We start from the raw sequence: 10926 nt of genomic DNA on the forward strand, positions 1-10926 counted from the left end.
GTGGTGGGGGATGAGGGACGGACTGAAGGTCGAGATCGAGAAACTGGTCGCGGTCGCCGGGAAGAGGGGGGTCGTCGCCGCGCCGATCCTTGCGGCGGAGGTCGTGGTCGCCGACTGGGTGCGGTATAAGTGCCGATTCGGCTGCAAGGGCTACGGGAAGCACCTCTCCTGCCCGCCCTATGCCCCGACACCGGCGGAGACGCGGCAGATGGTCGCCGGTTACCGCTGGGGTCTCCTCCTCCGCTTCGACGGCGACCCGGCCCACCCTGACCTCAGGCCCGACCAGATCCCCGACGATTTCCACTCTTTCTTCCGCGACCTGATCATCTGGGTGAACGGGACCGTCCACGCTCTCGAGAAGGTCGCCTTCTATGACGGATTCTACAAAGCATTTGGTTTCGGGGCATACCCCTGCATCTACTGCGAGACCTGTGCCCCCGAGGAGAGGGATGGGCAGGTGGACGAGTCCATGCGCCGTTTCTGCCGGTACCCCGACCTGATGCGGCCGAGCATGGAAGCGGCCGGGATGGATGTCTTTGCCACAGCGCAGAGCGTCGGCTGGGACCTCGGGGTGATCCCCTGTAAGAACATGGCCTACGGGAAGATCGTCCACGGAGATATCAGGTCGGTCGGGCTTGTCCTCCTGGAGTAACCCGCCACACTTTTATCCGCAGGCACCGACCCCTTTCCGATGGACTGGAAGGGAGACCTGCTGTTTGTAAGCGATCCTGTCTTCGACCGCACCCTCAGGCTCGGCCTCCCTCTCCTGATGTATCCCCTGTACGTCCTTGTCCTTGTCCTTGCCTTCCCTGACCGTGCGCCCGTCTACCTCGCCCTTGTTACGGCATATATCGTCCCGCCTGTGGGGGGCGAGACCCTGATCCCTCTTGCGGCGGCCCTCGGATATCCCTGGTGGCTCACCGCCGCCTCCTTTGCCTGGGTGGACATTGCCGGGTGTCTCCTCGTCGCCCTGAACGCCGACCTCCTGGTGACCCTCCCGTACATCGGGCCGGCCCTTTCCCGTGCCGCCTGTACCGCCGGAGCCTTCTTTGAGCGCCACCCCGCACTCCGCCGCCTCTCCTATCCCGGCCTCGTCCTCTTTACCGTCCTCCCCTTTGCAGGGTCTGGCGGGATCGGCGGTGCGCTCGCCGGCAGGCTACTCGGGATGGGGAGGTGTGCGGTGGTCATCTGCGTCTCAGCAGGATGTGTCGTGGGGTCGGCCCTCCTTGCTTTTGGTGCCGGTGCCGCCGCAGACCTCCTCCGCGGGTCTTGCACCGCCGGTACGGTGGCAGTCGTACTTGTCCTTGCCGGTGCGGCCACCCTCCTTCTCTACCGTGTGGCACTCTTTCATAAGGATGGGCCGCCAATCTCTCGCGATAGATGACTGGATCTTTCTCCCTCGGGGATGTCTCCTTCCACGCGAACCCCCTTATTGACAGGGCGATCAAGCTCTCCCTCCCCTTTGGGCTTGCCGCTCTCCTCCTCCTTGCACTCTATCTCACGCACTCCTACCAGGAGTTCCTGATCCTTGCCGGACTGCTCTTTGTATACGCCGTGCCGCCTGCAGGCAAGGAGACGGTGATACCAGTCGGGATCGGTCTTGGGGTACCGTGGTGGCTCATCGCCGCCTGCACGGTGACGATAGACCTCTGCTTCTCTCTCTTCGTCGCCTTCAACCTCGACCTCACCCTGAAGATCCCGGTGCTCGGCCCCTTCATCGGGAAGTTCATGACCGGAGGTCGGGCCTTCCTCAATAACCGCCCCTGGCTTGAACGTCTCTCGACAGTGGGTCTGATCATCTTTGTGATCGTCCCCTTCCAGGGATCGGGAGGTATGAACTCCACGATCCTCGGGCGGGTCATGGGCTTCAGCGCCCGGCGTGCTGTCGGGTGCGTGCTCCTCGGGAGTTTTATCAGCAGTTATGCGATCGCCCTCGGTGCCGACGCTGTCATTGCCCTCTTCAGGGAGGACCTGAAACTGGGCCTCGGGGCCATCGGCCTGATAGTCCTGGCAATCGTGGTGCTCTGGTTCCTCTGGAAGAGATATACTGCCTCCCTCGATCACAAAGGGTGCACTTGATCGCGAAGGCTGAACTACCTGGTTCAGAGTATTCATATCCCGTCCTGACAGAGGCACTTCAGGTGAATATTGATGATGAGAAAAGTGGCAGTCCTCATCCTCTGTCTCCTCCTCATTGCGCCAGCCCTTGCGGTACCCGGCAATGGCAACGGTCATGGAAAAGCAGGAAACAGTACCCCGTCCCTTCAGGAGGATGACGCAGAGGACAATGTGACAGTCGAACCGACGAAGGCGCCGGGAAAGGGCAAACCTCTCACAGTGAAGGTGAGTTCCGTCCCCCCCGGCCAGGTGAAGAAGAACGCCACCCTCCACGAGCGCCTGAGGGAAGAGATCAACCAGACCGCGGACGACCTGGAGAACGAGACCGGCGCTCTCCCCCCTGAGAAGCAGAAGGTCTGGAAGAACCAGAACGAGGTCCGCCTCGCCGTCCACACCTTCCTCGCCCTCGGCGAGATGGACGGCGGCATCGGGAAGAACGTCTCCGCGATCGCCCGCACCTTCAACAACTCGGTCCAGACCCGCCTCCAGGTCGAGGAGCAGATCCAGGCACGGCCGGGCTGGCTCCGCTTCCTTGCCGGCGGTGACGAGACCGCGGCCGAGACCCTGTTCCAGAGTCTGAACCAGAGCCGCGACCAGATCAGGGAGATGCAACGTCTGGTGGAGAACTGCACCTGCGACAACGAGACCCGCAGCCTTCTCCAGGACCAGCTGCGCGTGATGGAGGAGGAGCAGGAGCGCCTCCTGGCCCTCGCCGGGAACGAGACCGCGGACCGCGGGGTCATCGGCTGGATCTGGAAGTGAACCCCTTCACTCTTTTTTCTCTCTTCCTGCCTGTGCGGCCAGCCGTGCGATCCAGATCGTGGCGAGCACGGCGATGACCGTGACGATGATCGCATAACTGAACTGTGCCGCGAGGCTCTCCGTCGTCCCGAAGGCCTGGACGAAGAGCGCCTGGATCGCGCCGTTCCATGCGAGGGCGGCGACCAGTCCGAATGCGGCCGTGATCAGGTCTGAGACCTTGTCGAGCACTTCTCCATAGAATCCCATGTCCCGGCATATGCCGTGCGACATATAAACGTGTGGATTCTCAAATGAGAAGCCCTTTATTTCACCGACGGCCATACCCGTCCCTGAGGTGTGCGATGAAGATTTCAGGTCTCTCTCTCAGGAACTTCAAGAGTTTTCGGGCTGCATCGACAGTCTTTGGTCCATTTTCCGTGATCATAGGCCCGAATGCCGCCGGCAAGTCGAACTTTGTCGATGTCTTCACCTTCCTCTCAGACTGCGCACGCGAGGGCTTTGCCAATGCCGTTTCCCTCCAGGGGGGTGGCGAATACATCCGGAACCTCCGTGCCCCTCCCGGCGAGACGACCGGGATCTCAGTCTCCCTCGACGCCGCCGCCGACCCGGCCAGAGTGCGCTTTTTCCGGGACGGCGGGAGGGTGATCGAGGCGTCCGCCCTGCGGGGCAGCTACGAGATCACCCTCGCCTGCGCTGGGGGTGGCTGCACCGTGGCCGGTGAGACGATCACGGCGTCGTGCACCTACACGCTCATGGATGGCGAAGGTCGGTCATCCCCTCTGGGCGAGGGGGAGATCACCCTTGTCAGGTCGGCCGACGGTTCTGTCAACTGCACCGTGACGCCGCCCGGCCTTGCACCTGAACCTGAGTGCACCCCTCTGATGCCGGCGAGGCTTGCCCCCGACGAGTCGGTCCTGGAGAACCCCGCGATCTACCCGACCTTCTCGCCCCTCGTCTCCCGTGTCGGGGGTTTCTTCCGGGAGATCGGCCACTACGACCTCGACCCCCGCCTGGCAAAGAGGGCCGCGGAGGTGCCGGGCCGGGCCGAACTGGAAAAGGACGGGGGCAACCTCGCCCTGGTACTCAGGGGGATCCTGGCCGACCCGGTGAAGAAACGCCGCGCCTGGTCGTTCGTCCGCGACCTCCTCCCCTTCATCGAGGAGATCAGGGTCGACGCCATAGCCGACCGCTCTCTCCTCGCCACGGTGAAGGAGGAGTACGCCGCCGGCGTTGCCATCCCCTCCTTCCTCGTCTCCGACGGCACGATCAACCTCACCGCCCTTGTCGTCGTCCTCTATTTCGAGGAGAAACCTGTGATCATCATCGAAGAACCGGAGAGGAACATCCACCCCTACCTCATCGCAAAACTTGTCACCATGATGCAGGACGTCGCCTGCCACCTCGGGCGGCAGGTGATCGTCACCACCCACCACCCGGAAGTGGTGAAGTACTGCGGCATGGAGAACCTCCTCCTCCTCAGGAGGGACAGGGGGGGCTACTCGGCCATCTCCCGCCCCTCCGAAAGGGCCGAACTCGAAGTCTTCCTGGAGAGCATGGGGATCGACGAACTCTATGTCCAGAACCTCCTCTGAGGCGGACAGATGGCGGAAATACCTCTCTACGTCCTCGTTGAAGGGCCAGACGACGAGCGCTTCTTCGACCGCGTCATCGCCCCCCTCTTTGCGGCACGGGGCTATGAGACGAAGGTCTGGAAGTACGCCTGCGAGAAGAGGTTGCGGACGATGAACCTCATACGGGCGGTGAGGAAGGCCGGGATCCCGTACGTCTTTGTCAGGGACATCGACCGCACCCCCTATGCCGCCCGGCGGGTGCGGGAGACGCTGGACTCCTTCGGCCACGCAATGGAGGCCGAGATGGTCGTCATCGTCATCGCGGAGATCGAGAGCTGGTACCTCGCCGGCGTGAGGGATGAGGAGGTTGCCGTCCTCGGTCTGCCGCCCGTCCCCGACAGGACCGAGGGGATCACGAAGGAGATCTTCAACGCTCTCATCCCCCGCGGCGTCTCGCGGATCGAGTTCATGCAGGTAGTCCTTGACGGTTTTGACGTTGGGCTTGCGAAGCTGCGGAACAGGTCTTTCCGATATTTTATGGACTGGTTTGTCGAGGGCGGGCGAGTGCCGTAAGAAATGAGAGCATTTTTCCGCTGAAGGAAGAAAGGATCATCTGCTGAACGACGCCATGACAATGGGAACGCAATACTTCAAGCCGGCAGAGATCGCCGACCTCGCCGGTCTCCCCGAGACCGAGGTGCGGGAGTACCTCGCCTCTCACCCTGACCTCTTCCGCTACCGGAGCATCGGCCCCGTGCGCCTGTACACCGCGGCGGCCGTCGAGACGGTGAAAAAACTTTCCGAGGCCGTGAAGGAAGGAAAAAAGCCAGAAGAATCGGTGGACCCGGTCGAGGAAGAGGGCCCTGTGCCCGCGCCCTCCCCTGTGGTGCAGGCCTATGCCGAGGCCCGCGACCTGAAGGACGTGGTGGCGCGACAGGACGCCGAGATCGCCGCCCTCCGCTCAGGGCTGGAAAGCCAGAGGCAGGTCCTTGAGGCAAGGGTCGCCGTCCTCGAAGAGGCGCTCGCGGCCGAGACGAGGAAGACCACTCTCCTCTCCGAGTGGGTCGAGTATTTCGATTACGAGATCGCGCTCCTCAAGCGTCCCCTTCTGGAGAGGCTCTTTGGAAAAAGGGGTTAATTTTTTCGCTGCATCTGGAGGTATGCCCCGCATATGCAGAGCGCCCCGAGCACCGCGAGGGGTGAGAGAGGGGACTTGTGTGGGGGTCACCGGCGTGAGGGTGGTGACAGGGGAGTCGAGGAACTTTGCCGGGAGCGGGAGTTTCTCCTCTCGCACTGCGTCAGGGTGCCCGACCTCAACCTCCCTATCTGTAGCGAGATTTTCGCTGCTTCATCAGGGGGCACCATGACCTCTGACACGCGGATATCGGCGAACTCTGGTTTATGGCCGCCTCTCCCTTCACCATATATATCTGGGAAGGAGCATGACAGGTACTGGGGTCCCGCAGATGCAGGTGAGTGTCGTTGCCGTCGGAAAGGCGAAAGAAAGGTATATCGAAGAAGGCATTGCCGAATACGAGAAGCGCCTCCGCCCCTATGCGAGTTGCGAGATCGTCGAGGTGAAGGACGAGCGGGTGCCGAAGAACGCCTCTCCGGCGGAGGAGGCGAAGGTGAAGGAGCAGGAGGGCGAGCGTATCCTTGCGGCAGTCCGTGACGGTGCTCTCCTCGTCGCTCTCGACTGTGGCGGTGAGATGTGGTCGAGCGAGGACCTTGCGGCCCGCCTGCACACATGGGAGATCTCAGGCACGCATGAGGTCTGCTTTGTGATCGGCGGACCCCTCGGTCTATCGCGGGCAGTCCTCGACCGTGCCGACATCCGCCTCTCTCTCTCGCGGATGACCTTTCTCCACACCCTGGTCAGGGTGGTCCTCCTTGAGCAGATCTACCGGGCCTTCAGGATTGTGCGAGGCGAACCCTACCACAAGTGATCCCCTCGCGGTTCCTCCCTCTGTAGACAGGCCGGCAGGCATATGCCCCGGTATATACTTCTTTTTTCATCTCGTGGCCCTCGATACCTACCATCATCCTCAAATGGACTTTTTGCTATGATTTCCCTTTTCCTTGGAGATGGCGAGATCAAAAAATTTATACCTGCTGGTCAGAAAAGTGTACTTCGGGGACGGTCGGCGACCGGCTTCCACACTTGAGGAATCAGCATGAGTCAGGATATACCAGAAGAGGACTTCAGGCAGCTGAGCGATTACATCAGGCAGATGGTGAGCCGTGCACAGGATGAATACGAGAACAAGCCCGTCGCGTTCGGGATTTATATGCTTATCAGGGACGGGCACTGCCATGTCCTCCCCCCCACCTGGTCACCGGTAAAGGCATTGACCGGGAGTGAAGGTACCGGGGCGAATGAGCCGAAGGTGGAGGTCCACCAGGTCGGCGGAGAGACTGTTGTGACTGCGGCGCTCCCCGGCGTGACCGCCGACGGTGTCAGGGTCTGGCAGGAGGACGCCACCCTCCACATCGCCGCGGAGGACAGCGACCGGCGGTACTACACCACGGTCGCCCTCCCGTCACCAACCCTCTTCGTGGAGCGGATGTCCTTCAAACACGGTGTCCTCGAAGTGGTGGTCGGCCCGTCGACCATGGCCGAGGTCGGGGATTATATCGAATAATTTTTTTAACGGCCGGGTCGGGAGTTCACTCCCCTTTTCCTGCCAGTATTCAGGGACGGTCGTTGCCCTCCCGCTTTCAGGTGTACCTGGAGAGATTCTTCTCCTGACATGGTGCCTGCATAGCACTGAATAATGATTTTTTAGGATGATCCGTTCTCCAGGATATCCTGTTTGTTTCACTGGCCGATCATTTCAAAAAAATATTTCACATGTTTTATATGTAATCATATTCTATTATCGCGCGAGAATATATCGATCTCAATGCAGGGTGATCCTGGTGTCGGACTCTACGATGGGGCGGCAGCAATGCTGGAAGAGACGGTTCGGTGATGCTGGAAAGGGCAGGTGTGCGGTCTGCGGGAAGACGATCTACCGGAACGCCCTCCCTGACTCCAAGTGGGCCTGGGAACCTGGACAGAGCAGGGCGCCTTCCTTTCCGGGCGGCGACGGTCCCCGGCGGCACGGCGTGCCGCTCTGTATGGCGTGCCACGGCCAGGTACGCCGGAGAGAACCTGATGATTATGCGGCGCTGGGCATGATCCTGCTGCTATGATGCCGCTCGCCAGTGAAAATGCTCTGCCCTCTCTGGTTTTAATCAGCCTGCAAAGGAGTTAAATCAATGATTATGTTTTTATCCGGCCAGAACGAACTTTAGGAAATTATGAAAGACTCTGAGATCCTGATGAATCCCAATGATCTGGTTCGTTTTCTTAAGAAGGACCCGGCGGAGTTTACCAAGGAAGACATCATCCACTTCTGCGAGGAAAATGCGATCGAGATGGTGAACTTCCGGTACGCCGCGGAGGACGGCCAGCTCAAGACACTTAACTTCGTCATCTCCTCGAAGGAGCACCTTGACACCATTCTCTCCGACGGCGAGCGTGTCGACGGCAGCAACCTCTTCTCCTTTATCGAGGCAGGGAGCAGCGACCTGTACGCGATCCCCCGCTACCGCACCGCCTTCATGAACCCCTTCACCGAGGTGCCGACCCTCGAGATCCTCTGTTCATTCTATGACAACGAGGGCAAGCCCCTGGAGAGTTCTCCCGAGTACGTGCTCCGCAAGGCGAACGAGGAGTTCACCCGCCAGACCGGCGGTGTCTTCAAGACTCTCGGCGAACTCGAGTATTACGTGATCAGTCCGCGCGAGGACCTCTATCCGGGCCGCGACCAGAAGGGCTACCACGTGGCCGAGCCTTTTGCGAAGTTCGAGGGCCTGCGGAACGAGGCGATGCAGTTGATCGCCCGCGCCGGCGGCAAGATCAAGTACGGTCACTCCGAGGTTGGCTGTTTCTGCAACGGGGACACCTACTACGAACAGCACGAGATCGAGTTCCTGCCGGTGCCGGTGGAGCAGGCGGTCGAGCAGATCATCATCGCGAAGTGGATCCTGCGCATGCTCGGCTACCGCTACGGCGTCAAGATCAGCTATGCCCCGAAGATCACTGTCGGCAAGGCAGGGAGCGGCATGCACTTCCACATGCTCGTCGAGAAGGACGGGAAGAACCTCATGGTCGAGAACGGCAAACTCAGCCCGATGGCCAGGAAGATGATCGCCGGCATTCTCGACGCCGCGGACGCGATCACGGCCTTCGGCAACTGCATCCCGACCTCGTACCTCCGCCTGGTCCCCCACCAGGAGGCCCCGACCTACATCTGCTGGGGCGACCGCAACCGCTCTGTCGTGGTCCGCGTGCCCCTCGGCTGGGTCGGCGCTGCCGACATGACCCGCGACGCCAACCCCTACGGCTACCACTGCGCCGCCGGGAGGCCGTCCAAGCAGACGATCGAGTACCGTGTCGCCGACGGTTCCTGCGACCCCTATCTCACCGTCGCTTCCCTGATCATCGCCTCCCTTCACGGCCTCAACATGCCCGACGCTCTCAAGCAGGCTGAGGCCCTCTATGTGATCGGCAACATCTTCAGGCCCGAGTTCAAGGAGCATCTCGCCACCTTCCGGCAACTCCCGGCGTCCTGCTCTGAGTCTGCCGATGTCCTCGCCGCCAGGCGTGCGATCTTCGAGGAGAACGGCATCTTCCCGGCAGGCATGATCGACAGCAGGGTCGAGAAACTGAAGGCTTTCAACGATAAAGGTCTCAGCGAGAAGCTCTACGGCAACACCGAAGCGATCCGCGAACTCGTCGAGCAGTACATCGACATTGCGTAAGGTCTCAGACAAACTCCTCCCGATACAATTTTTTTCGGGGTGGGTGGGGGTCTCTTTTTCTCGATTGTTGAGATTTGCTTCTAGATTTTCTGTTCTATCTTCCTAGGTTTATCCTTAGGTTACGGGATGAAAACCACTGTGAAATGTACGGTGAAGGTGATGGATCCTTCCTATCATGATGCCTGCGACGCTCGACACATGGATCCAACACGAGGCGGTCCCACTCTCCTTCGATTCATCTGAATCCTTCAATGCCACCATCCTTTCACTCGATCTGTCGGTGGAGATGCTCGACTTTGGAGAGGCACTCCGAGGGTTTGTTGGTCGCAGCATCGATGCCCTTGTGGAAGGAGTGCTCTCCTGGAGATCCGCGACACCAGCGCTCACGGCTGAGATACTTTTATCTTTGAGGTGGTGGTTTGAACGCATGGCGATCCATATGCTCGGAGAGATGATCGGCGAATTGACCGGCAACGTGGTGGGGAAGCGTATCTCCCACCACTATGGTGGGGATCTGAAGATCGAGAGGACTATGGAATCGAAAGGGGTGATACTCGGTACTAAGGTGACATTAATTGCCACATTCTGGTCAACAGAGAGGCCGCAGGGGGGGATGTTGGCGAAAGGTCATGGCATCATGGCGACTGAAAAGGGAGAGACGGCAGTGCTGCAGGGTTCGGGAATCAGTGTCCCGACAAAAGGACCTGGCTGGAGCATGCGGGGGGCACGGTATCTTCAAACATCCGGAACCGCCCTGAACCGCCTCAACAACGTAGCCCTGCTTTTTGAGATCGAGATTGCTCCCGACGGAACGGTCAATGACAGGATGTGGGAGTGGAAATAACTCCCAATCAGACTCCATATCAACGTCAGAGTGCATTTCTGGCAGAGTCAACCGCGGGTTCGTGTCGATGAAAGGTATCAGAAAGCCTGACAACTCGTGGTGAGTGGGGATCGAATCCCGGCCTCTCCTCCTTCTCACGCCCGCACGGGCAGATAACGGATGTATCCTATTGCTTTATATGGGGCGTCTCGATCCCTGTGCCTGAGAATACACAGTGTCCTCATTATTTTCGCACTCCTGCTCGCCGCGATCCTACCGAAAGACCGGACGTGATATCGGCGATGATAGGTCTCCTCCTCCCGAAGAGGTACGATCCCTCTCCTCCTCCCCGATATCCTCGTTCCACACCTCAGGATTCGCGGCGATGAAATCGGTCATCAGGCGCACGCACTCCTCCTCGTCCAGGACGACCACTTCGACGCCCCGGGAGCGGAGGTACTCCTCCGGTCCCTGGAAGGTCCGGTTTTCGCCGATCACGACCCTGGGTATTTTGTAGAGGAGGACCGTGCCGCTGCACATATCGCAGGGGGAAAGAGTCGATTACAGTACCGCCCGGCGGTAATCCCCCGGCTTGAGGCGGCCCGCGTTCTCCAGGCAGTCCATCTCGGCGTGGAAAATGGCGCTGCCCTTCTGCACCCTGCGGTTGTGTCCCCGGCCGACGATTTTACCGCCGATCACCAGCACAGAGCCGATGGGGATCCCGCCCTCGGCACCTCCCTGTCTGGCTTCTTCGAGAGCTGCCTGCATGAACTCGTCCATTGAAACGACACCCAGATGGAGAAAGTGTGTGGCGGTTCATGAACATTCCGGTCGCTGAAATTG

At 60.3% G+C, this 10926-nt stretch carries 15 protein-coding genes; 12 read left to right on the plus strand and 3 right to left on the minus strand.

Annotated elements, in window-relative coordinates:
• The first annotated feature begins 10 nt into the window (after positions 1-10).
• The 4 genes from Q0520_RS11550 (at position 11) to Q0520_RS11565 (ending at position 2880) form a co-directional block, all read left to right on the plus strand.
• Entirely contained in the window at positions 11-652 is a 642-nt protein-coding gene (locus Q0520_RS11550; protein ID WP_298670236.1) for a DUF2284 domain-containing protein, read from the plus strand.
• A 39-nt stretch (positions 653-691) separates the two neighbouring features.
• Positions 692-1384 carry a small multi-drug export protein gene (locus tag Q0520_RS11555; RefSeq protein WP_298670237.1) on the plus strand — a complete coding sequence of 231 codons (693 nt, stop codon included), beginning with the start codon at positions 692-694 and terminating at the stop codon, positions 1382-1384.
• Positions 1381-2079, plus strand: a complete 699-nt coding sequence (locus tag Q0520_RS11560; protein ID WP_298670238.1) for a small multi-drug export protein — start codon at positions 1381-1383, stop codon at positions 2077-2079. Before Q0520_RS11555 ends, Q0520_RS11560 begins: the two co-directional genes overlap by 4 nt.
• Before the next feature lie 72 nt (positions 2080-2151).
• The gene (locus tag Q0520_RS11565; RefSeq protein ID WP_298670239.1) at positions 2152-2880 is read left to right on the plus strand and encodes a hypothetical protein; all 729 of its coding nucleotides are present in this window, start codon (positions 2152-2154) and stop codon (positions 2878-2880) included.
• Positions 2881-2886: 6 nt separating this feature from the next.
• Here the strand turns inward: Q0520_RS11565 and Q0520_RS11570 are convergent, their stop codons facing one another.
• Positions 2887-3126, minus strand: a complete 240-nt coding sequence (locus Q0520_RS11570) for a DUF5654 family protein (RefSeq protein ID WP_298670240.1) — start codon at positions 3124-3126, stop codon at positions 2887-2889.
• Between the two features lie 95 nt (positions 3127-3221).
• Between Q0520_RS11570 and Q0520_RS11575 the strand changes: the two genes are divergently transcribed.
• The 8 genes from Q0520_RS11575 to Q0520_RS11610 all read left to right on the plus strand — a co-directional run bounded on the left by Q0520_RS11575 (position 3222) and on the right by Q0520_RS11610 (position 10104).
• Positions 3222-4472: an AAA family ATPase gene (locus tag Q0520_RS11575; protein WP_298670241.1), complete on the plus strand. Its 1251-nt coding sequence runs from the start codon at positions 3222-3224 to the stop codon at positions 4470-4472.
• A gap of 9 nt (positions 4473-4481) precedes the next feature.
• The gene (locus Q0520_RS11580) at positions 4482-5024 is read left to right on the plus strand and encodes a hypothetical protein (protein WP_298670242.1); all 543 of its coding nucleotides are present in this window, start codon (positions 4482-4484) and stop codon (positions 5022-5024) included.
• Between the two features lie 55 nt (positions 5025-5079).
• Positions 5080-5589 carry a hypothetical protein gene (locus Q0520_RS11585; RefSeq protein WP_298670243.1) on the plus strand — a complete coding sequence of 170 codons (510 nt, stop codon included), beginning with the start codon at positions 5080-5082 and terminating at the stop codon, positions 5587-5589.
• 328 nt (positions 5590-5917) lie between these two features.
• A complete protein-coding gene (rlmH, locus tag Q0520_RS11590; RefSeq protein WP_342765275.1) occupies positions 5918-6397 on the plus strand; it encodes a 23S rRNA (pseudouridine(1915)-N(3))-methyltransferase RlmH in 480 nt (159 codons plus the stop codon).
• A 228-nt stretch (positions 6398-6625) separates the two neighbouring features.
• Positions 6626-7093, plus strand: a complete 468-nt coding sequence (locus tag Q0520_RS11595; protein WP_298670245.1) for a hypothetical protein — start codon at positions 6626-6628, stop codon at positions 7091-7093.
• A 277-nt stretch (positions 7094-7370) separates the two neighbouring features.
• Positions 7371-7646: a hypothetical protein gene (locus tag Q0520_RS11600; RefSeq protein WP_298670246.1), complete on the plus strand. Its 276-nt coding sequence runs from the start codon at positions 7371-7373 to the stop codon at positions 7644-7646.
• Between the two features lie 108 nt (positions 7647-7754).
• Positions 7755-9260 carry a glutamine synthetase family protein gene (locus Q0520_RS11605; RefSeq protein ID WP_298670247.1) on the plus strand — a complete coding sequence of 502 codons (1506 nt, stop codon included), beginning with the start codon at positions 7755-7757 and terminating at the stop codon, positions 9258-9260.
• Between the two features lie 175 nt (positions 9261-9435).
• A complete protein-coding gene (locus Q0520_RS11610; protein WP_298670248.1) occupies positions 9436-10104 on the plus strand; it encodes a hypothetical protein in 669 nt (222 codons plus the stop codon).
• Positions 10105-10356: 252 nt separating this feature from the next.
• On the opposite strand, the gene Q0520_RS11615 is transcribed toward Q0520_RS11610, so the two are convergent.
• Together Q0520_RS11615 and Q0520_RS11620 are read right to left on the minus strand one after the other, a co-directional pair.
• Positions 10357-10623 (minus strand): hypothetical protein, encoded by a 267-nt coding sequence (locus Q0520_RS11615; RefSeq protein WP_298670249.1) that lies wholly within the window; start codon positions 10621-10623, stop codon positions 10357-10359.
• A 21-nt stretch (positions 10624-10644) separates the two neighbouring features.
• Positions 10645-10863: a nucleoside deaminase gene (locus Q0520_RS11620; RefSeq protein WP_298670251.1), complete on the minus strand. Its 219-nt coding sequence runs from the start codon at positions 10861-10863 to the stop codon at positions 10645-10647.
• Positions 10864-10926 lie beyond the last annotated feature (63 nt).

The organism is uncultured Methanofollis sp., from assembly GCF_937919355.1.
In the GTDB taxonomy this organism is placed as follows: Archaea; Halobacteriota; Methanomicrobia; order Methanomicrobiales; family Methanofollaceae; genus Methanofollis.

What these genes read in the sequence shown, in the direction of transcription:
- Q0520_RS11605 (WP_298670247.1), top strand. Translation starts at nt 7,755, where the DNA reads ATGAAAGACTCTGAGATCCTGATGAATCCCAATGATCTGGTTCGTTTT.
- Q0520_RS11560 (WP_298670238.1), top strand. Translation starts at nt 1,381, where the DNA reads ATGACTGGATCTTTCTCCCTCGGGGATGTCTCCTTCCACGCGAACCCC.
- Q0520_RS11610 (WP_298670248.1), top strand. Translation starts at nt 9,436, where the DNA reads ATGATGCCTGCGACGCTCGACACATGGATCCAACACGAGGCGGTCCCA.
- Q0520_RS11615 (WP_298670249.1), bottom strand. Translation starts at nt 10,623, where the DNA reads ATGTGCAGCGGCACGGTCCTCCTCTACAAAATACCCAGGGTCGTGATC.
- Q0520_RS11565 (WP_298670239.1), top strand. Translation starts at nt 2,152, where the DNA reads ATGATGAGAAAAGTGGCAGTCCTCATCCTCTGTCTCCTCCTCATTGCG.
- Q0520_RS11570 (WP_298670240.1), bottom strand. Translation starts at nt 3,126, where the DNA reads ATGGGATTCTATGGAGAAGTGCTCGACAAGGTCTCAGACCTGATCACG.
- Q0520_RS11550 (WP_298670236.1), top strand. Translation starts at nt 11, where the DNA reads ATGAGGGACGGACTGAAGGTCGAGATCGAGAAACTGGTCGCGGTCGCC.
- rlmH (WP_342765275.1), top strand. Translation starts at nt 5,918, where the DNA reads ATGCAGGTGAGTGTCGTTGCCGTCGGAAAGGCGAAAGAAAGGTATATC.
- Q0520_RS11580 (WP_298670242.1), top strand. Translation starts at nt 4,482, where the DNA reads ATGGCGGAAATACCTCTCTACGTCCTCGTTGAAGGGCCAGACGACGAG.
- Q0520_RS11585 (WP_298670243.1), top strand. Translation starts at nt 5,080, where the DNA reads ATGACAATGGGAACGCAATACTTCAAGCCGGCAGAGATCGCCGACCTC.
- Q0520_RS11575 (WP_298670241.1), top strand. Translation starts at nt 3,222, where the DNA reads ATGAAGATTTCAGGTCTCTCTCTCAGGAACTTCAAGAGTTTTCGGGCT.
- Q0520_RS11555 (WP_298670237.1), top strand. Translation starts at nt 692, where the DNA reads ATGGACTGGAAGGGAGACCTGCTGTTTGTAAGCGATCCTGTCTTCGAC.
- Q0520_RS11620 (WP_298670251.1), bottom strand. Translation starts at nt 10,863, where the DNA reads ATGGACGAGTTCATGCAGGCAGCTCTCGAAGAAGCCAGACAGGGAGGT.
- Q0520_RS11595 (WP_298670245.1), top strand. Translation starts at nt 6,626, where the DNA reads ATGAGTCAGGATATACCAGAAGAGGACTTCAGGCAGCTGAGCGATTAC.